The organism is Dyella sp. 333MFSha, assembly GCF_900102405.1.
Classification (GTDB): domain Bacteria; phylum Pseudomonadota; class Gammaproteobacteria; order Xanthomonadales; family Rhodanobacteraceae; genus Luteibacter; species Luteibacter mycovicinus.
In genome coordinates this window covers 1,154,608-1,175,393 of record NZ_FNBR01000001.1, presented here as the reverse complement: position 1 = coordinate 1,175,393, position 20,786 = coordinate 1,154,608, and the positions used below count along the sequence as shown (strand labels likewise).

Annotated in this window: 15 protein-coding genes; 2 read left to right on the top strand and 13 right to left on the bottom strand. The window is 65.7% G+C overall.

The features are described from left to right. Positions 1-3 precede the first annotated feature (3 nt). The 5 genes from BLT40_RS05300 to BLT40_RS20210 form a co-directional block, all read right to left on the bottom strand. Positions 4-5,220 carry an autotransporter-associated beta strand repeat-containing protein gene (locus BLT40_RS05300; RefSeq protein WP_143025839.1) on the bottom strand — a complete coding sequence of 1,739 codons (5,217 nt, stop codon included), beginning with the start codon at positions 5,218-5,220 and terminating at the stop codon, positions 4-6. Between the two features lie 162 nt (positions 5,221-5,382). After that, positions 5,383-6,414: an SDR family oxidoreductase gene (locus BLT40_RS05295; RefSeq protein ID WP_090351980.1), complete on the bottom strand. Its 1,032-nt coding sequence runs from the start codon at positions 6,412-6,414 to the stop codon at positions 5,383-5,385. After that, positions 6,411-7,421, bottom strand: coding sequence for an AraC family transcriptional regulator (locus tag BLT40_RS05290; protein WP_090351978.1), 1,011 nt, complete (start codon positions 7,419-7,421; stop codon positions 6,411-6,413). Before BLT40_RS05290 ends, BLT40_RS05295 begins: the two co-directional genes overlap by 4 nt. Positions 7,422-7,482: 61 nt before the next feature. Then, a complete protein-coding gene (locus BLT40_RS05285) occupies positions 7,483-9,108 on the bottom strand; it encodes an asparagine synthase-related protein (RefSeq protein WP_090351976.1) in 1,626 nt (541 codons plus the stop codon). Positions 9,109-9,192: 84 nt separating this feature from the next. Further along, positions 9,193-9,357 carry a hypothetical protein gene (locus BLT40_RS20210; RefSeq protein WP_156108729.1) on the bottom strand — a complete coding sequence of 55 codons (165 nt, stop codon included), beginning with the start codon at positions 9,355-9,357 and terminating at the stop codon, positions 9,193-9,195. Between the two features lie 297 nt (positions 9,358-9,654). On the opposite strand from BLT40_RS20210, the gene BLT40_RS05280 reads away from it, so the two are divergent. After that, positions 9,655-11,133, top strand: a complete 1,479-nt coding sequence (locus BLT40_RS05280; protein ID WP_090351973.1) for a SulP family inorganic anion transporter — start codon at positions 9,655-9,657, stop codon at positions 11,131-11,133. Here the strand turns inward: BLT40_RS05280 and BLT40_RS05275 are convergent. From BLT40_RS05275 to BLT40_RS05240, 8 genes are read right to left on the bottom strand one after another with little or no spacing between them, the layout of a single operon-like run. Then, positions 11,130-12,164, bottom strand: coding sequence for an AAA family ATPase (locus BLT40_RS05275; RefSeq protein ID WP_218124521.1), 1,035 nt, complete (start codon positions 12,162-12,164; stop codon positions 11,130-11,132). The genes BLT40_RS05280 and BLT40_RS05275 overlap by 4 nt on opposite strands. Beyond that, positions 12,161-12,730, bottom strand: coding sequence for a nicotinamide riboside transporter PnuC (pnuC, locus tag BLT40_RS05270; protein ID WP_090351968.1), 570 nt, complete (start codon positions 12,728-12,730; stop codon positions 12,161-12,163). Before pnuC ends, BLT40_RS05275 begins: the two co-directional genes overlap by 4 nt. Then, on the bottom strand, positions 12,727-14,076 hold the full coding sequence (locus tag BLT40_RS05265; protein WP_090351966.1) for an AMP-binding protein: 1,350 nt from the start codon (positions 14,074-14,076) through the stop codon (positions 12,727-12,729). The genes pnuC and BLT40_RS05265 overlap by 4 nt, the downstream gene beginning before the upstream one ends. Beyond that, the gene (locus BLT40_RS05260; protein ID WP_197056454.1) at positions 14,073-14,654 is read right to left on the bottom strand and encodes a hypothetical protein; all 582 of its coding nucleotides are present in this window, start codon (positions 14,652-14,654) and stop codon (positions 14,073-14,075) included. Before BLT40_RS05260 ends, BLT40_RS05265 begins: the two co-directional genes overlap by 4 nt. Positions 14,655-14,656: 2 nt before the next feature. Further along, positions 14,657-15,613 (bottom strand): radical SAM protein, encoded by a 957-nt coding sequence (locus BLT40_RS05255; protein WP_090351963.1) that lies wholly within the window; start codon positions 15,611-15,613, stop codon positions 14,657-14,659. Then, positions 15,610-17,409 (bottom strand): hypothetical protein, encoded by a 1,800-nt coding sequence (locus tag BLT40_RS05250; RefSeq protein ID WP_218124520.1) that lies wholly within the window; start codon positions 17,407-17,409, stop codon positions 15,610-15,612. Before BLT40_RS05250 ends, BLT40_RS05255 begins: the two co-directional genes overlap by 4 nt. Then, positions 17,406-18,395, bottom strand: coding sequence for a hypothetical protein (locus BLT40_RS05245; RefSeq protein ID WP_143025838.1), 990 nt, complete (start codon positions 18,393-18,395; stop codon positions 17,406-17,408). Before BLT40_RS05245 ends, BLT40_RS05250 begins: the two co-directional genes overlap by 4 nt. A 1-nt stretch (position 18,396) precedes the next feature. Beyond that, positions 18,397-19,977, bottom strand: a complete 1,581-nt coding sequence (locus tag BLT40_RS05240) for a MoxR family ATPase (protein ID WP_090351957.1) — start codon at positions 19,975-19,977, stop codon at positions 18,397-18,399. 113 nt (positions 19,978-20,090) lie between these two features. Here BLT40_RS05240 and BLT40_RS05235 point away from each other — a divergent pair, with 113 nt between their 5' ends. Then, complete coding sequence (locus BLT40_RS05235; protein ID WP_090351955.1) at positions 20,091-20,777, top strand: membrane protein YczE; 687 nt, start codon at positions 20,091-20,093, stop codon at positions 20,775-20,777. Positions 20,778-20,786: the final 9 nt, after the last annotated feature.

Here is a 20,786-nt window from a genome sequence, read left to right as displayed (position 1 = left end):
CGGTCAGAACGCCTTGATCAATCGCGCCGATACCATCTGCGCCTGATCCCGCTGCCCTCGCTGATAATCATAGCCAAAGTCCAGCGACGTAAGCTCCGACAACGCCGCCTTCAAGCCGACATTGAACAAGCCGCTGTAGCGCGACAGGCCGATCCCCACCAGTGGCTGGTACTGCTGAAGCCCCACGAAGCTGGCCTCGAACACATCGCCACGCGACGCCACGGTCCGCTGAAACTGCGCACTCATCCGCAAATCCAGTGAGCGTCCACCGCCAAAATCCCAGCGTCGACTGGCGCGCAAGCCGACACCGGCCTGCCACCGGTCCACCGTCTGTGCATTCGCCTGCAGACCGAATCCACCGGCACCCTGCTCCGCGAACCCGTCGCGTCGGATGTTCGCGTACTCGACATTGACGAACGGCAAGACCCGCGTGCCCGCCCAGTCCAGGTTCAGACCGCTTTCGCCGTAGGCGACGTTGTAATCGCCGCCGTACCGTGTCCCGACGCCCTGGGCGCTCGTCCCAAGCAGCAGCTGACGATTCACGTCCTGCTGGAAGTGGCCAAACCCGATACGCCCCTGCGTGTACCAGTTGCCGTTGAACGTTCCTGCGTAAAACATGCCTTCGGTGTTCCGGCCGCGATTGCGGTCGGAACTCCGGTCGAGCTGTTGACGCGCCTGGCTCTGCCCGAACGCGAAACCCGCGACCCCCGAGCTTCCGATCTGCTGATCGCTACCGACCATCCAGCCGTTCAACTGGTACCCGACGCCGTCGAAGCCGGACCGCCCCATGTCGCCGCTGGTGCTGAGGTTGTGCGTCCACATCCCATAACCTGCCTTCTTGTCGAGCAGGTCGTCGAAGTGATCGGACATGGCACGGCCCGACGCATCGATCGCCTCGAACGTCATGGCGGCGCTGGCCGCATGCAGCTCGCCTGACAGACTCTCCAGCGAGAACTGTGCCGCCTGCACCGTGGGCGCTTGCTGGAACTGCCCTGCCGCCTCGACGAAGTTCGAGGGAACCGCCGAGACGGTCCCACTGGCGATGCGCGTGTCCAGCTGCGTAAATGCGCTCTGCACGCGCTGGGCGCTGGCCAGCGAGGCGCGGGTCAGCACCGCTCCCCTGCTCTGCATGGCGGCCGTGATGTTGAGGCCCGTCGTGTCGAGCCACACGCTGTTCGGGCCGTAGTTGATCGTGCTGGAGGTGAAGACGACACCGGAATCCTTGACCAGCGCACCGAACGTCCCGGTGACACCGCCCGTTGCGGTAAGTACATCCGTGTGCGTATTGCTGACATACCCGTTGTCGGCACCGGTGACCTCGAGCGTACCGTCGAGCGCGGCCGAACCGGTAACGGCGAGTTTGCTGCCGAGACTCACGGCAAGCCTGCCGCCGGACGCCTGGCCGAAATTGCCGCCGACCGATGTATCGCCGCCATGCAAGGCGACCCTGCCCGCGTTGATGAGGTTGCCATTGACCCCGGGAACGCCGTCGAGCGTGCCTCCCGCATTGACGGTCACGTTACCCGCGATCGCCTGCGAGGCACGCAGCGAACCCGCGTTGATCGATGTGTTCGTCACGCCCTGCAACTGATTGTTATCGAGCGTCCAGGTACCGGCGCCGTTCTTGATCAGGCTTCCGCCAAATGTCGTGCCGCCTGTCACCGCTGTCGAATACAGCTGGCTGCTGCCGGCGCCGCCATCGAGCGTCAGGGTGGATGCCGTATTGCTGCCGATCTTCAGTGCGCCGTGAATGTAGCCGCCGGCGATCAGCGTGATGTCGTTGACGCGAGCCGGGTCCATCTGCACGTCGCCCAGGATGAAACCCGCATTGGACAGGGTGAGTGTGCCTACGGAACCGTAGTTGCCGACGCCACCGTAGACCGGCACGTAAATGGCACAGGCCGGCGTCCCCGAACAATCGCCCGATGTCGGTGCGGTCGTCTCGATCGTCGAGCCTGCGCCATTGTTCACGACACCGCCGAACTCGAGCCTGATGCCCGTCTGCGCACCGGTGATCCGGGCGCCGTTCGTATTGTTGACGGTGGCGATCGTCAGGTCCTGGTTGTAGGTGGATACACCGGTACTGCCCGAGATGAGGCTGCCACCGTCATTGAATACCGTGCCGCCATCGTTCAGGGCGACGCCAACGCGCTTGCCAAGAATCGAACTGGCGCTCAGATTGCTGATCGTTGCGTCGTGGCCGTACGAGAATATGCCGGCGCTGATGGGAGCGGTGGGCAGCCGCGAGTCGTTCCCCGAGGTGATCTGACCGCCATTCGTATTCGTGACCGCGGTCATGTGGCCATTGATGCCGTCATCGGTCATACCGGTGATGGTCCCGCCGTCGTTGGTGACCACGCCCGACGACTCCACACCGATGGCTCCGCGAATGATGGCGCCCGAGGCGTTGATCAACGTGCTGTTCGCGCCGAGATTGACGGCGCCACCGACGTAACCCACCTGGGGTACCGTCTCGATCACGCCACCGTCGTGGTTGAGCACGGTGGCGGCACGGGTGCCACCCACCGCCGTGAACGCATCGTTCGTATGCACGAGGCCGGCGTTGTCCAACGTGGCCCCGTCGGCAAGCGTCGTGTACGCGATGGTCGCGCCGTGGTCCACTTGCAGGACCGCATGGGCGAGGTTGCCGCCCACGGTGGTCGAGTACTTCAGCGCCGCTCCGCTCGCGATCCTCAGGGTGCCATCGACCACATCGGTGCCGAACCATGGACCGCCACCACCGCTGGACGCGTTGCCGCGCGTGAGCGTGAGAGTGTTACCGCCGAGCTTCACTACCTGGCCATCCCCGCTGATGTTCCCGCTGAAGGTCTGGTCGTCACTGCGGTTGAACGCCAGCGTGCCGCTGACAAAGACATCGCCCGCCAGCGTGCCCGACGTTCCACCATTGCCGATCTGGAGCGTGCCGAGCGCGACGGTCGTTCCGCCCGTGCTTGCCACATCGCCGGTGAGGGTGAGCGTGTTGAAGCCGTCCTTCCGCAGCGCGCCGGTACCCGTGACCTGATTGGCAAAGGTCACATTGTCCGACCGGTCGAACCCCAGGACGCCATTGTTGGTGATGGCGCCGGTCACCGACCCGGTGGTGCCCCCCGAACCAAGTCGCAGCGTACCGCCGCTGATCAGCGTGCCGCCGGTGTAGGTGTTGTCGCCGCTGAGGACGAACAGGTCGGATCCCTGCTTGATCAGGTTCCCGCTGCCACTGATCACCGCATCGGTGCCGCCACCGACGCCACTCGGGTAACCGAAGTTGAATATCAGGGTGCCGTTGTTCGCGATGCTTCCGGTGCGCCATGAATTGCCGCCGCCGTTACCGATCTGCAGGGTACCTCTGCTGATGGTGATATCGCTGAAGATGGCGGTGTTGGCCAGGATCAAGGTGCCCGTGCCCGCCTGGGTCAGTGAGCCCGTGCCGCTGACGATGCCGCCAACGGTCACCGTGTCGCTGCGGTCGAAGACCAGCGCGCTGTTGTTCGTGATGTCACCGGCGATCGAGCCGATGGTTCCGCCGTTGCCAATTTGCAGCGTGCCGGCGGTGATCACGGTCGGGCGTGTCGAGGTGGTGGCGCTGTCCTCGGTGATCGAACCCGTGACGATCAACTTGCCGGCACCATCCTTCAACAGCGAACCGGTACCGCTTATGTTTCCGCCGAAGACGACATCGTCGCTTCGGTTAAACCTGACGTACTTGTTGTTGACGATGTCACCGACCAGCCAGCCGGTGGCACCCCCGTTGCCGATCTGCAGGATGCCATTGTCGACCGTGGTCCCACCGGTATAGGTGTTGTTGCCAGTGAGCACGAGCGTACCGCTGCCGATCTGCCGCAGGGAGCCGGCGCCGCTGACGATGCCGTTGAAGCTGCTGGTGTCGCTACGGTTGAAGGCGAGCACGGCGTTGTCGGTCACGTCGCCCGCAAGGCTGCCGGTGGTGCCACCGTTGCCCAGCTGCAGCACGCCGCCACTGATCGTCGTGCCGCCTGTATAGGTATTGCTGCCGCTGAGCACCAGGGTGCCCGCATCCGTCTTGACCAGGCCCGACGCTCCGGTCAGAACGCTGTCGATCGTTGCCGCATAGCCCGATCCAGCTGTGCTGCCGTCGCCCACGCGGATGATCGACTGCCCTGGATCGGTCGCGCTACCGGTCAGATGAATCGCATCACCCCGCACGATATAGCCGTTGCTCGCGAACTGCATGCCGGCAACGCTGACGTCGCCCTGGCTGGCGTCGACAGTGACCGTGCCGGGTGTGCTCTGGAACACGGCGAACGATCCATCGGCGAACCCGGTGTTGGTCACGCCGTTGGCGTCCGTCCAGTTCGCTCTGGACGCGGCGTTGCCGCTTTGCCACGTGCCGTTGCCGCCATTGACCACGTTGTCACTGGCCGGGCCGGCATCGCCATCCCAGAAGCTGAGACGCGTGCCCTTGGCATTCACCAGATTCACCTGGTGCGCCACGCCGGTCTGCACGAGCCAGCCGGCCGCTGCGTCCAGCCCGTTGTTCACCAGGCTGCCGCCGTAACTCATGAGTCGATAGACGCCGGGCCCCGTCGCGGAACCGGACGCCGGGCTTCCACCGAGCGTGCCATCCAGCGTCAGGTTGCCTTTGACGTCGACAAAATCGCCCAGACCGTAGTCCAGCCGGGAACCCGACGACAGACTGAGGTTGCCGTTGACGGTGAGCGTACCGATCGCGCCGCTGCTGCCCGGCGCCAGGGTCGCGCCGTCGGAAACCGTCACGCTTCCGCCGATGATGCCCTGGCCGCCGAGCGTCGCGCCGCTGGCCACGGTCGCGGCCCCCGTGGCGGCCGACTGATCGCCATCGACATAGAGACTGCCCGCCTGCACGAGCGTCGTCCCGGTGTAGCTATTGGTGCCGGTGAGCGTGAGCGTGCCCGCGCCGCCTTTTACCAGATCGGTCGACCCGGTCAGGTTGTCAGCTCGCACGACGACGTCGTTCGCGGCGACGTCGATTTCGCCCGAGGGCGTCGTGCCGCTTCCGCCCGAGGGCGGCGACGTGGGCTGTACGGGCTGCGTGGGCTGCGTGGGCTGCGTGGGCTGTGTGGGTCGGACGTTGCCGCCGCCCCCACCGCCGCCGCACGCTGAAAGCCCCAGTGCCAATGCCACAGCCAGCGCCATGGCGCCCAGCTTCATCCCCACGCCGGACGGCAGGTTGCCGTGGGCGCTCACCCCTTGCGATGCTTCCATGTATCCCCCTTGTTGCGCAATATCTTGCAACAAGAATCGACGGGGCGCCATGTGCGCTGCGGCATAGGATCGCCGGCCTATCCGGCTCGCCGCACACGGTCAGAATAAACCGACGGGCTGGATATCGTACGCGTTCTGCGCTTCGCGAGAGCGGCGGCGGGGCTAGCCCAAAAGGCCACTCCTGAGCATGCTCCTGGCAGCATCCACGATAGCCACGCGCGGCGCCTTCGGATTCCATCCAAGCATCCGCCGCGCCTTTTCGTTACTGGTCTGTTTCGCGTAGCCGAGATCGCGCACGAAGGGGCGCAGCTCCTTCCGGAAGCGTGCCACGATGCGGACGACCACGCTCGGCATGGAACGAGTCGGCACACGACGGGCAGCCTCACCCAGTTCCGCCCTGATGATGGCCCCGATGTCCTTCATCGCGATGGCCGGACCGTTCGACAACAGAAAGCGCTCGCCTGCGGCGTCGGGATGCGTCATCGCGAGGATGTGCGCCGCCGCCACGTCGCGCACATCGACGATCGGAATGTACAGGTCCGGGAAGGCCCGCAGCGTCCCCGTCAGCAGTCGTTGCACCACGTGGTTGGCACCGGTGACTTCTCGCCCCATCACAGGCCCCATGACGGCGACCGGCAGCATGGTCGTCAGCTCCGGCGCACCGCCGTGAGAGGACACGAAGTCCCAGGCGGCTCGCTCCGCCAGCGTTTTGCTCTTTCCGTAGGCATCGACGCCCGGTCCGTCTGGCACCGTCCAGTCTTTTTCGGTGAACACGTGGTCCTCATGAGGATGGCCCCAGCTCACAGCATGAAAAGCCGACGTAAGCACGACGCGACGAATACCCGCATCGCGTGCCGCACGCAGCACCCGCAAGGTCCCCTCACGCGCTGGCACGATCACGTCGTTCTCGTTGTCGACGTGTCCCGGCATCACGGGTGAGGCCACATGCAGGATGAAATCCATCCCGGCGACGGCGTCCGCCCAGCCGGTATCTTCGAGCAGGTCGGCAGCGGCGAAACTCAGATGCTCGCCGTGGATCATTACCGCATCTTCGAGAGTCTTGCGCGCTGACGCTTCCTTCGCGAGGGAACGCACGGTCGTTCGCACGGCGTAGCCCTGGGCGAGGAGCTGGAGTATGCAGTGCCCGGCAATGAAACCGGATCCACCGGTGACGAGCACACGTTTACCGGTCATGAAGAAACCGCTGCGTCGATCATGGATTGATCCTTGAGGTAGCGCTCGCGCCAGTGGGCGGGCGTGGTTTTTTCCCACGCATGAAATGCGCGGGAAAACGAATTGGGTTCGGCGAAGCCGATCAGCATGGAGATCGCCACCGCATCGAGGTCGGTGTTGGCCAGAAGCCGCGATGCGGTCGTTCGTCTCACCGCGGAAAGCTCGTACTGGAAACGGGTGGCTTGCTCAGCCAGTCGACGCTGCAGCGTACGGCTGGTAAGGCCGAGCCGGCGCGATATCTCGGCGACGCTTACGCGACGGCCCTCACTGAGCTGGCGAGCGATCGCAATGCGCAGCTCTCCGACGAGAGCCGGGGTGTCATCCCTCTGGGCCATCTGCTTTTCGAGTCCATCCACAAGACGAGAAAAGGCTTCGCCATTGGCTGTGGTGAGCGGCACATCCAGCGCGGATCGCCGGAACACCATCGCGTCGCACGGCGCACCGAAGCGGACGTCGCATCCAAAGTGCGCGCGGAGGAGCTCGCGGTCCGCGGGACGTCGCGTCAGCTCGAGTCGGATGGGCGCTACCTGCCCCGCCGTTCCGCGTCGGGCCAGCTCGCGCAGCGATGCCATGGTCATGTCGACCAGCAACCGCGGCACCTCGCCCGTCGCCTGAAGCCACCGGTAGCACACGGCGACCTCGTCGGACCGCACGTCGATCTCCACGAGTTCGGGGCACGTCAGGCGTTTGTACCGCGCGATCGCAGAAAGCGCACGGCGAAAGTCGGGCGCATGAAGCCCCACGACGGCGGCCACGCTGTAACCCCGGGTGACGCCGTCGACGCCGAAGCGCAGCCCGGCGGCGCGATCGTCGATGTCCCGATCGGCCGCCGCCCAGAGTTTGAAGAAGTCAGCCGTGACCCAGTGCGTCGTGGGCGCGACACCTGCGCGCTCGCATAGTCGATCGAGCGAAATGCCAGCGGCCGCAAGTGCACGCGGCGAGACCGGGAATGTGTCGGGAAGAGCCATGGACCGAGCTTAGGCAGGCCAAGGGGCACTGACAAATCCGATCGCGCCACGCGTCCGCCCGTTATGTACCGTAGGTAGCGGCTCCTGGACCCGCCCCGCTATGGAAACCGGCAGCGCTCGCCTGCCGCGCGCATCGTTCCAGCCAGAGGAACGAGGCGAGCGCGGACGTTGCCGGGTGAGACAGTGTCGCAGCGACATGCCGGACCAGGCGCGCGACAGCGTCCCGGTCGACCAGCCCGAGGTCCGCCAGTGCGCACTCCCGCAGCTGCGCAAGAAGGCGGTCGGCATGCCGCGCGACGAGGGCCGGCAACACATGGGCGAAGGTTTCCTTGAGATAACCCTTCGGAAAGACATCGCCCCCCAGCCGGCTCTCGAGGTAGCGCCGCATGACTTCCCTCCCCTCGCGGCTGCTCCGTGGCAGCCGGTGACACAGATAGGCAAGCTGAGGATCGCTCAGCGGATGAACCGGCCACTGCCCGTGCTTCAACAGATCCGGAGAGCGGCAAGCATTCGCCAGCAGCGATGTCACGGGTACCGGACTGGCGGGCGCGTCGAAGAGCGGCCGGCTGCGTGCGATCGCCTGCGCACACGGCGTCAGCAGTCCTTCCGCATAGCTGCGGGCGTCGCGGCCCCAGAGGGGGCCCTTCGCCGCCTCGACGGAGATCTCGTCGAGGTAGGCGGGAAACAGCTCGTCGCCGCCGACACCGGTAAACAGGGTATGGCGTCCTTTGTCGCGGGCCGAGGACCAGAGCGCCGAACACGCTTCCAGATAGAACTCACGGCAGAAGCCGTAAGTCTCCCGCGGTGTGTCCAGATCGAGACTGGGCGGATAATCGCTGATGTCGACGGTGTGATCGGCCAGCCCGAGGCGATCCGCGATCTGCCGGCGTCGCCTTACCTGCGGAGCACGTACCTCGCCGTCGAGCAGGATGCCCTTGCTGTCGATGTTCCGGTGCAGGCTCGCGAGTGCTGCCGCGACCGTCGCCGAGTCCATTCCGCCACTGAGCTCGAGGGACACGCTCCCTTCGAGCCAGGGACGCAGCGAGACGGCTCGTTCCAGGGCGGCGGCGAATGTCGGCAGCGTGTCCTCCCCGTCGTCATCGACGGGCGCCGTATCCTCGACAGCCTCCGGATAGCGATACCGCGCGCCGCCCGGCTCGACAAACAGCGACGCGCGCTCGGTCAGCAGCACCACGCCCGTATACAGCTGCCGTGCCGCATAAGTCGTACGAAGGACCAGCTGATGAACCGCCACCTCCGTATCGATCACCGCGGGCCCGCGGGCGAAATCCGCCGAGTCCCACGAGACGCTGACACGGTCGTCGGTCACCCTGCAATACACGGGGGCCGTGCCGAGCACGCCCGCACGAATACGCAGACGGTGTCCCGCCTGTGCCGCCTCGATCAGCACGTAGTCGAGCGGCCAGAGCAGACAGTCCCGATGCAGGGCGTCATACGTCGCGTCATCCTTTGCGTCGACGACGGTAGCGCGGGCGTCCGAGTCGCCGCTGCATATGGCCATGCGCTCTCTGACAACCAGAAACCATCGACCCGGCATCCGCACCAGGCGTGTCTCCAGCATGGGATGGCTATGAGGAACGAGGTAGCTCGAGCCCAGAGTAAGGCGTGCCTCATGCATGACAGGGGCGAACGACAGGTCGGCCAGCGCCATCTCAGCCTTGATCACTGGCAAGCTCCTTCACGAAAAAAGCCGCCTCGGTGACGAGACGGCTTCGGTGATATACGGCGGATCGAAATAACGCCCGGACACTCAGCCCCAGTCGCCACCGCTGTGCGTGGAGCCGATCCGGCCGATATCGCCGACATCGTCGATCTTCGGTGCCCACTTCTTAGACGTGATGCCGGCAGGCATCGGGGCATCCATCTGGACACCGAAGGGATTGACGTTTTGCGTCGGCTGGTCGCGCTTATCCATGATAACGCTCCGAAGTTGAGGGGGCCGCCTGATGCGGCCCGAACGAAGCTAGCACAGCCATTCGTAGTCGCCACCGGTCACGACTACGCGGTATCGGCAGGAAGCGCGCCTTGATTGACGCGACGCAACATGGCAAGGTCGCGGGTTGAGCCGTCTTTTCGAGTCCGCCAGCCGTGTATTCCCTCGTGTCGCTTACGCCACCCTGACCTGACGCCCACGCTTCAGCGATGTGCCGTGCCGCAGGCATGGCCGGGATGATTCGCGCCGCCTCAGGCGTGTGCCACACAGGAAAACCGCATGACCCGCTCTTTGCCTTCCGTCCGCCAGAACGTTCTGGCCGGACTCACCACCGCGTTCGCGCTCGTGCCCGAAGCCATGGCTTTCGCACTGGTGGCGCACCTCAATCCCCTCATGGGTCTGTACGGCGCGGCGATCATCGCGGCGCTGACGGCGGCCTTCGGTGGCCGTCCCGGCATGATCTCCGGCGCGGCCGGCTCGATGGCGGTCGTGATCATCGCCCTCGTCGTTCAGCACGGCAGCGAGTACTTCCTGCTCACGGTGCTTCTCGGTGGTCTGATCCAGCTTCTGTTCGGCCTGCTCCGCCTGGGCAAGCTGGTACGCATGATCCCGCATCCGGTCATGCTGGGCTTCGTTAACGGACTGGCCATCGTGATCGCCAGCTCGCAGCTGGAGCACCTGCATGCGCCCGGCGGCGGCTGGCTCAGCGGCAGCGCGCTCTATCTGATGCTGGGACTGGCGCTGGTCGCCATGCTTGTCGTTTATGTCCTGCCGAAGCTCACGCGGGTCCTGCCCTCGGCGCTGGCATCGATCGTGATCGTCAGCCTGCTCGTGCAGGTGTTCGGTCTGCACACGCGCGACGTGGGCGACATCGCCTCCATCAAGGGTGGGCTGCCTGTCCTTCACTGGCCGCAGGTACCGCTGACGCTGGACACCCTCAGAATCGTCTTTCCCTATGCGCTCGTGATGGCCATGGTCGGCCTGCTCGAGACGCTGCTGACGCTGAATCTGGTCGATGAGATCACGGCGACCGAAGGCCAGCCCAATCGCGAATGCATCGCGCTCGGCGCCGCAAACGTCGTCTCCGGCCTGTTCGGTGGCATGGGCGGCTGCGCCATGATCGGCCAGACCATGATCAACCTGACCTCAGGCGGGCGCACCCGCTTGTCCGGCATCACCGCGGGCGTGCTGGTGATGTGCTTCGTCCTGTTTCTGTCGCCGCTGATCGAGCGCATTCCGCTGGCCGCTCTGCTGGGTGTCATGCTGGTGGTGGCGCAGAAGACCTTCGCGTGGGGCAGCGTGCCCCTGCTCCGTCGGCTGCCGCTTCCCGATGCGCTGACGATCGTCGCAGTGAGCGTGATCACCGTGCTGGCGAACCTCGCGACCGCCGTACTCTGCGGCGTCGTCATCGCCGCGATCGCCTTCGCCTGGAAACACGCGGACCGTCTCAGCGTGACCCGCGAGGATCTGCCCAACGGCGGTCGTCGTTATCGGCTCCATGGCACGTTGTACTTTGCGGCCACGGCGCGGTTGCAGGCCATGTTCGACGTGGAGAACGATCCGGCATACGTTGAACTGGATTGCTCAGGGGCGCATCTGGACGATCACTCGGCCGTCGAGGCGATCGAAGCACTGCGCCGGCGTTACACGCAACAGGGCAAGCAGCTGCAGGTCACGCAGATGAATGGCGCGTGCGAAGCCTTGCTGATGCGTGTGGGTGGTGCCGAAGCACACCAGGTTGCAGACAGCACCCGCTAGAGCACGGCTCGCGCCATCGACAGGCGCGCCTCCCACGACCCGCCCAGAAGCTGGTACGGCACACCGCGAGCCTTTAGCTCGCGCTCGTACCAGTTGTGCTGCCATTGCCGGAACGCTTCATCGCGCCGCGTCCCGTCCTGTACAAACGGCACATCCGGCGAGCACAGGAAAACGTGGTGATACGGGCGTCGTGACAACGCGGCGAGTTCGTCAGCCACCGTGTCGAACATCACCTCCTCGTAGAGCGCCGTCGTCAACGGCGTCGTATCGCAGATCAGATAGCGGTTCGCCTGCGCTGCAAGTGATTCTTCACGGGCCACCTGGGTGCGCGCGATATGCAGCATGTCATCGTGCACCAGCGCGCCCTGCTTCGCTTCCCACAACTCGCGCCCGTACTCGGCGGCGTGAACGGTCCCCAGCGCCGCCGCAAGCTCCGCCGCCAGCGTCGATTTGCCGGTTGACTCGCCGCCGATAATCGCAACACGACGCACGAAGTCCCTGTAGACCTCCGGAGCGAGATAGTGGCGCGCCCCGTGCACATCATCGCGGATCATCGTGCCGGACACAGGCACAGCCACGCGCTGCGGATCGACCATGACATGAGATACGGCAGGACCGCCATGCGCGCGCTGCTCCGCCGAAAGCACCGCCGCGAATCCCTCGCCATATCCTTCGCTGGTAAAGACGGCATCGACCACGGTGTCCATCAGGTGCCTCAGTACCCAGGCGACGAAGCGACGCTGCACGTCGTCGGCCGCTTCGTTGTCCGGAAGCATGACCATGGGCAGCCCGCGCAGGCGGCACGCTTCCGCGAGCCGGACGTCATCCAGCAGGCAGCGCACGACATCCGGATACAGCTCACCCAGCCAGCGCTCGCGTCGGTCCGGCTCGCAGCCTGGAAATTCGGGCCTAGTATAGCTGAGGATCACCAGTTCGTCGCACAGGGAGCGCGCCCGGTCGATCAGATACTGGTGGCCGCGGTGCAGCGGACAGAACTTGCCGACGATCAACCCACGCGCATACCGGGTCACGCGAGCGAGGCCTCCGCCCGGGAAAGACGCACCCAGTGTCGCCATGCGATCAGGGCGTTGCCCCAGTACGCCGCATACAACACCGCGGTGACGGTCAGACCACGTGACGCGTAAAGTGGCACGGCAACGGTATTCACCAGCAACCAGACCGGCCACGTCTCGATACGCCGGCGCATGAGCAGCAGCTGGGCGAGCACCGACGTGGCCAGCACGAACGAGTCGGCAAACGGCGCGTATGCGTCGGTGAACCGATGCAGCAACGTGCCGTAACCCACCGCAGCGATCGCCGCCGCAATCGTCATCCACGCCAGAGCGATCGCTCCGGTCCGGTGCACGTTACCGTCACCCTCGGCACCCCGCCGGCTCCAGTGCCACCACCCCACGATGCTGGCGACGACGAAGAACACCTGCAGCAGGACGTCGGCGTAAAGCCTCGTCTGCCAGAACAACACGGCGAACAACGAACAGCCCGCCATGCCGGTCCACCACGTATGTACGCTGTTCCTGCCGGCAAGAAGAATCGACAAGGTAGCCAGTGTGTTGGCCGCCCCTTCCAGTAACGTCATCGCGTCAGTCCTTCCGGCACATCGGTGGTGTATTGCAGCACTTTGTCGTCGCCGTCGAGCGGGACGACCGTCACCTCGACACCGTGCAATGCGCTGGCGAGGCTCGCGGAAGCTTCATCCGCATGCACGATGTCACCGGGTGCCAGTCGCAACAGAACGCGTCGATCGGCGTACTGATGCACCGTATAACGCGACAGCGGATACGCCAGCAGCGCATGGGTCAGGTCGATGTTGTTCACCCATGACCCGCTGGCGGTCTGGTAACGCACGGGCTGACGTCCGTGCAGCCGGGCGATCACCGGACCCTCGTCGCTCGCCACGAGTGCGCCGTGATCGCCGGTGCGGTAACGCAGGAGCGGGAGGCAGAAATTGAAGCCGCCGGTAAGCGTGATTTCACCGGTCTCACCGGGCGCCACAGGTCGACCGGACGCGTCGACGACCTCGACGAACATCCCGGGCTGCAGAAGAAGATGCCCGCCAAGCGCCTCGTCGTAGACCGCGAGCGGCCCGGCCTCGTTCATCGAGTAGATGTCCAGCACAGGGCAGGCAAAGCGCTCCTGAAGTGCGGCAGCCAGCGACGGAGACAAGGCCATCGAGACCGACAGCAACGCTGTCGGCCGGTGCCGCACAGGCAGTCGAAGCAGCTCGGCGAAAGAAATGGGATCGCCGGCGATGATTTCGGGCCGCATGGCGTCGATGTACCGCGCACGATCGCCCGCGTCACGCCAGTCATCCGGGTGAAGATTGATTTTGGCCAGCCCGGACTCGTCCATCGACGGCGTGACGGACACATAGGTGAAGCACGTGCGTTGCATGCCGAGCAGCATCACCCCGACGTCGCCGCGACCTTGCCGCAGGGTGATTCCCGCACGTCGCAGCGCTCGCTTGTGATAGGCCAGGTAGCGCCCGGCCACCACCGGATGCGATGGGAGGACCAGCGGGTGTCCCGTCGTCCCGGTCGTTCGAAAGTTGATGAGTCGGTCCAGCGAAACGGAATCGGGCACGAAACGGGCGACGTCGGCAGCGAGATCGCCGCGGTCCACGGTGGCGATGCGGTCGAACGAAGGCGGCAGGCCCCGGCTGCGGTAATACGGTACCTCGGCGTGGACGTGGGCGACGAAAGCGCCCAGCCAGGGTGGCGTCACACCCGGCGACCACGCGAACGGCGCCTGACCTTCATTGCGCTCATAGTCGCGCAATCCCGCGACTTCTTCGTGCAACAGGCGATTGCCACTCCGGTTGCGGAACACCGGTGCATGCGGATGCTCGGTCATATGCATCAGCACGGCGCGCCCCGCGTCGGACAACGTCGGATACCGGTCCGCATCGGTGGGCTCACGACTCACTCGCGTGTCCACTTGTCCGCGGATTCAGCGGCCGCTTTCGCGGCCAGTGCCTCGCGAATGGCTCGTGCCCGCTCTTCGGCGGCACGGCTTGCCTCCAGCAGGCGGCGGCGTTCGACGCCACTGACGCTGGCGAGCCGGTCCGCCGCCTGATGGGCCGTCTCGCCCTCGGGCAGCAACGCCAGCCGTGCCAATACGGTGCGCACAAGCTCTTCGCGACGGTCGGCCTCGAAGACGTAGCGCGCCGCGTCCGCCTCGGCCGCCAACGCGGGAATGGCGTCGGTAAACAGGGCCGGCATGGCAGAAGGCACGGCGCCGGCCGCCAGCCAGCGCTCGTCGGCCAGAAGCCAGGCCAGTACCGCGGAAAGCGTGAGCTGCGCCGCGCTGACCCCCACCAGATCCCCCGAGAGGGTCGCAAGCAAGGCGGGTGGCGTCGTCTCACCGTGGCGCGTCAGCATGTCGTTGACGACGGCAGCCACATGTACGCGCCCTTCCCTGCCTCGCCGCGGCGGATCGAGAAAGTCAGAGGGCACGTCGATCAGGCGCCGCAGAAGCCATTCGAGGGGGAGACCGTTGCTCATACTCATGTACCGAACTTGGCGAACACCTGGGTGGACGGGCAATCCGCGCATACCGCGGCGGCGCGAGCCCGCCGTCCCGTGGCGAGGCGCGCGCGGAGGTGGCTCACGTCGTCCACGGTGAGCACATCGCGTGTGGGAATACCGTACGTGTCGAGCGTGAAACTGCAGGGAGCGATGCGGCCGTGCTCGTCGATGAACAACGTGGGGCGAAGTGACTCGCAATCCGTCACCGGCACCGCGCGCCCCGACGCCGTCGCCGCGAAGCGATCGAGGTAGGCGTCGCTCGCGCACAGCCGCACACCACGCTCGCTCATGCGCTGAACCAGCTCCGGCAGCCGATGCCGCAGGGTCGTGACATCGTCGACGCCGAGCGAATGCTGAGGAAAGAACTCCGGCCGGTCGCGTCCGCCAAGCTGATTGAAGGTGATTTCATCGATACCCCAGTCCGCCAGTCGCTCACAGAGCGTCGGAAACGAAGCCAGGTTGTCACGCATCAACACGACGTTCGCGCGGAGCCGCGGTGAGCCGCTCGCGTCCCGCAAGCGGCGAATACCGTCCGCCAGCTTCAGCCAGCCGCCGGGCCATCCACGTAAGCGTTCGTGATCGCCCTCGAGGGCGTCCACGCTGACGGTGATTTCGTCGAATGCCGCCGCCAGCGCCTGCGCAGCGCCCTTGCTCCCCAGTGTCGTACCGTTGGTGGTGACGCTCACACGAATACCGTGTGCTTCGCGCAGGCGTCGCGATAGATCCAGGACACCCGGCCAGAGCAATGGCTCACCGCCGAGCCAGCTCAGCAAGACGTCCTCCCCGCTGATCGCCCCCCACTGGCCAAGAAGCGAAGCCAGGCGTTCCACCTCGGCGGCATCGACGTGGATCCGGGGGACGGAAACGCGCCGGTCGTAGGCGCAGAAGCCGCAGGCAAGGTTGCAAAGGGTGGTCACCCGCCAGAGCACCATCATGCGCCCATCCGTCCGTAGTGGCGCTGGCTGAAGTCGCGCGCGAAGGTCAGCAACTGCGCCATGTCGCGTACCACATGAATGCTCCAGCCTTCCGATCGCGCCCGCAGCAGGTCGGCCGTCCAGCCCGTGGCGGCCTTGTCGGCGACATGGTCGGGTAGCGGACTGTAGAGATTCAGTGCCATGGTTCCGCCGGCGCGGGCCGCGCTGAGCGCGTGGGCCGCGATGTGCCAACCGCTGTTGCCCCGCTCGTCGTTGGCGAACATCGTGGTGATGCCATCGTCGGACAAATGAAGTATGTGCACGGCGCGATCGCGTGGGGTACGCGTTTCGTAGGTGCCACGAAGCCGGTGGATCGGAAAGGCGGTGGCGCCGCCGAAAAAACCGGTGAGCACGCGAAGGATCGCGTCCTCCGAGCGGACGAATCCCTCGGTATGCATCTCCTGTTGCGTGCCGCTCCACAGGGTAACCTGCACGCGCGACCCCGCTCGCAGCGCGGATAGCGCGATGACGGCACCGGCGAGCGCAAGGTATGAGGTATGCGTCTGAGGATTGGGCATCGAACCGGAACTGTCGACGTACAGGTCCAGGTCGACAGGCTCACTGCCTTGTTCGCGTCCTGGAGCGAGTCCGTAGGTCCGCTGCACCGTGGTGAGCCCCGGGATGACCCGGGGCGATTGCATCACGGTCTGCATCCAGTCGATCGTGTCGAACGGATCGCCGAGATCCCAGGGCTCGAGACCCTCGGGCTGCGGCTCCATCGACTCGGGCTGTGGCCGCACCGGGAAGCGGATCAGGTGAGGCAACGCACGTTCCCGGTAATATCGCACCGCGATGTCGTGGTCGGTGAGCTGGAGGCCCGCAGCACGCAATATCTCACCATACTCGAACGGCTCGCGTGCTTGCGCACCGTCACCGGCATGTTCGGCCGCGGTCGACACCGTAGCGGCCTGGCCTTCGTGCGGAGGCCCCAGTGCCGGAGGCGCCTCTCCCGTCACGCGCGGATCCAGTGCCGGATGCATGACGGGCGCGAGTTCGTCGCTGTCCAGGCGATCCAGGCCGGACGGCTGGCTGCCGAGGCCGGCATGCCGTGTGTCCATCAGTGCTTCGATCCGTGTATCGCTCGTGGATTCGACGAGGTACGGCAGCAGCAGGGCGGCGAATCGCGTGGACCCGTCGAGCCAGTCACCGGCGTAGTTACGTACCACGCGCGCGCCGAGCCACGCGTCGCCTTTCATGGCATCGTCGTCGACCGGACCGCCGAGCGAGCCCGCGCTCAGCTGCCAGAGCTGTTCATAGATGCCCATGTACAGCATCCATACGGACGAACGCCCTCCTCCCGTGTCGCTCGCCGCGAGGCGTCGGTAGATATCCGCCATGCGCAGCCCTTCCTGCCGCTGCAAGCGGTCGTTGATGAGCAGGTCGGCATAGAGATTGGCCACCATCGGCGCCTGCGCTTCGAGCGTCGGCAGTGCGCGCCGGATGCGGGCGAGGAGGCGCGCGTGGTCGGCCGCCGTGGCCGGAGACAACACATGGTGCCCAATTTCATGGGCGAGAATTTCGAGAGCGTAGTCGTGAAGGCTCAGCCGGGAGACTTCTTCCAGATCGATCACCACGCGCTGATCGACCAGCCGGATCATGGCGAAGCTGCCTTGCAGGCCTTCCTTCGACGCCTCGGCCCGCGTGCCACAGAGACGTGGGTCCTGCAGCCGGGTGAAGCGACTCCAGACAGCCAGCGCCCGGGGCCACGCCGCTCGCCAGACGGCCAGCGGATCGTCGGCCGGCAAGGGTGCGCTCACGCGGACACCGGCAGCACGTGGAGATAATGCGTCAACGGCGAGAACAAGGCGGCGCTGTGCCGGCCCAGCGCCGCCGAGGCGCTGTCGCCAGGTATCCGCACCGCTACGTCGCGCCCCGTGACGTTGACCCCGCGTGGCGTGATCGGAAGCGCTGTCACGGATCTCGCGTCCGCCTGTGTGAATTCCGCCGCGGTCGCCGGAAGGACCACAGCACCGAAGGCGTCGCATACCACGAGAAACCAGCGCTCACCACTTTGCACGACGAAGCCGTCAGCGGTGGCGCGTGCGACCGGCGGCTCGGCGAACGGTCCGCCAAAACCCGTAAACCCGCCCACCGTTCGTCCCTGAGAGGCCACGCCGTGTTCCGGGTGCCACCATCGATCGGCGCGCAAACGCGGTTCAAGGTCGGTCCAGGCCTGATCGGGCGCGCCCACGGCTGCCGCCGCGAGCGACGGCTCGATGCGGCCGGCCTGATCCAGCGCCGCAACCCGCAGGTGTGACATGCCGGCTCGCCAGGCGCAAAGGGCACCGACCGTGCGCAGTGCCTCCAGCGTCGCGCAGCGCGGCGCGAGCGTGGCCAGGTCCGAAATCCATCGGCCGACGTCGATACCCGGCACGCCGCCGAGTCGCACCACCGCATTGCTCACCGTACCGAGTGTGTCCGCCGGTGCCGTCGTCAGCAGGTGTCGCATCGGCAAGGCGAGGTCCCGCCAGGCGCGGTCGATCCACGGCTGCCTCGCGCCGGGTCCGGCCAGACCCTGTGCCACCAGATCCAGGCCGATGCCGAAGGCAGCCTCGATGATCGCTACCGTCGCCTGCTCATCGACGCTGCCCAGGTCGACGCACATGGGATCGAGCGTGTCCGAAACGAACGCGCGGAAGGCCGGAAGGTCCATCCCCGGTGTCCGGTGCCGGGCCTCGGCGACCCGTTGATTGAGCAACGGGCGGCGCGCGGCCAGCACGTTGGCCAGAAGAGCCGAGACCACCTCAGCGCGCCTGCTGCCAGTGCAGGTAATTGGTGTATCGCTGATGCAGGTATTTCAGCTTCAACAAGTCGTCATAGAGGTGGCCGTAGAGTTTGCGCCCCTTGACGCGCTCTTCCACGAGCCGTTCGATACGCACGATGCGTGAGCGCGTATCGCGCTCGCTCAGCCCGTCGAGTCCCCTGGCAAACTCCGCGGACAGATCCCCCACCGGATCGTTGCGATCGAGATCGAGGCGATCGTACTCGGCGTTGGAGGCGTCCAGCAGCCAGCGCAGCCAGCTCACACGGTCGGTCCGGTAAGCCGCGTTCTCGGGCAGCGCGAAGAATGGCGCATCCGGATCGGGCTGCAATTTGTCGTTGAGCACGAACGGCAGCACCTGTCGCACGTCGTCCAGGGCCACAACCGTCTGCCCCCTGAAATAGGCCAGTGCCTTGGCGAACACCAGGATCGTCATGAGGTTCCGCACGGACAGGCCGTTGAGCGTCTGGCAGCCGAGATCCTTCAGCCGGTCGCGTCCACTGTCCGCGGCCACCACCTGGGCCCAGTCGATGCCGGCCAGGCGAACCGTGTCCTTGGTCAGGTACTCGAACTGCGCGCCCGCGCCTTCCATCAGCTCGAACTGGCTGCAGAAGAATTCGATGCGCCGACGCACGTCGTGCGGAACGTCGATCCCGCGAATCTCTTCCACCATGCGGTCCGCTTCCGCCTCGGTGAAGATGATGTCGCGCGGCATCACTTCCTCGGGGTGGATGTTCTCCTCGATGCGCAAGAGCATCTCGTCGAGAAAGCGCGGATTGAACGCCAGTGCCTGGACGACCACGTCGATACGATCGCGCAACGCCTCGATGACCTGATACGTACCGCCGCCGCGATCGTCATTGGCCGTGAGGTACCAGGCCGAGTCCGGGCACTCGTAGACGTGGTTGAGCACCTCCGCGTAGTTGTCGCCCATGACCGTGAGCAGGGCACTCTGGGTACGGGTGGGAATGCGGTTGTACTCATCGATGATCTTCACCCGCATCGAGAGCCACTTTCGCCATGCGATGCGGATGTCGCCCATGTCCTGCGCGGCAACCAGGTCGGCCGGCAGCGGATTGCCCAGCAGGTCGGCGATGGTCATCTGCGGATGCCCGTGCTGCATGGCCCGGCGGACCTCGCGTACCGGGTACCCCGCCAGAACGCCCATGAGGATGGCGCTGGCGGTCTTTCCGCGTCCCGGTCCTCCGATGAAGAGGCATTTTCGACGAGTGGCGAACGTCAGCAGCGGCAGCAGTACATAGCTCGAATAGCTCTGAGCCGATGGCAGGACCAGGGGGCGCCGGGTGTCGCCCACCGGAAACGATGCCGAGGGGCCGTCGTGGTACTCGATATCGTAGTGCGGGCTGATGATCGCGTTGTTGACGATCCAGAAATATGCCTGACGCAGCTTTTCATCGAGGCGGACCGCCGACTCCGCGGCATCCGTCGTGAGTTGCACCGGTCCCTCGTACAACTCGGCCACGTCGAACGCCCGTGGCGCCTGCTCCGCGCGGGGGTTGGTCGGTGCCCGCGAAACCCTTTGGAATAAGTTGAACGGCGACACGCGATCCTCCGGTCGTCAAGGTCGCGATCATAACCCATTGTCTGCGACGGCCGCATCGCCGGTGCGCGGAAGCGGCTATTTCCAGCGATGCCAATCACGGGCACGATGAACATATGAAGACCATCGCCCCGCTCAACCAGCAAGGCCCCGTGGAACAGCTACGCGCCGGGAAACTCGTTCGACGCCTCGTGCAGCTGATGGTCGGGCTGTCGCTCTACGGTCTGTCGACGGCCATGATGATTCGCGGCAACCTCGGCCAGGCCCCGTGGGATGCACTCCACATCGGCATTACCCAGCATCTTCCCGTGAGCTTCGGCTGGGTCGTCGTGGGCGTGTCATTCGTCGTGTTGCTGTTCTGGATCCCGCTACGCGAAATACCTGGCCTGGGCACGCTCGCCAATTCGGTGACGATTGGAACGGTGGCGGGCATCGCGCTGGATCTGCTCAGGTCGCCCGATGCGTGGTGGGCGCGCTTCGCCCTCACGACCGGCGGAATTTTCCTGTGCGGGCTGGGTTCCGCGTTGTACATCGGCGCCCAGCTGGGGCGTGGCCCGCGCGATGGCCTGATGACAGGTCTGCATCGTGTGACCGGGCTGTCGCTTCGACTGGTCCGTACCGGACTCGAGGTCACCGTACTGTTCGCCGGCCTGCTGCTGGGCGGCGTCGGCCTGTTCGGTATCGGGACCGTGCTGTTCGCGCTGTGCATCGGTCCGCTGACGCAGGCGATGTTGCCGTGGGCACTGGTGCCCTTGCCGGTCAAGGGAACCGAGGAGATGCCACCGGTGGACGACGCGATCTGATTCGCCGAG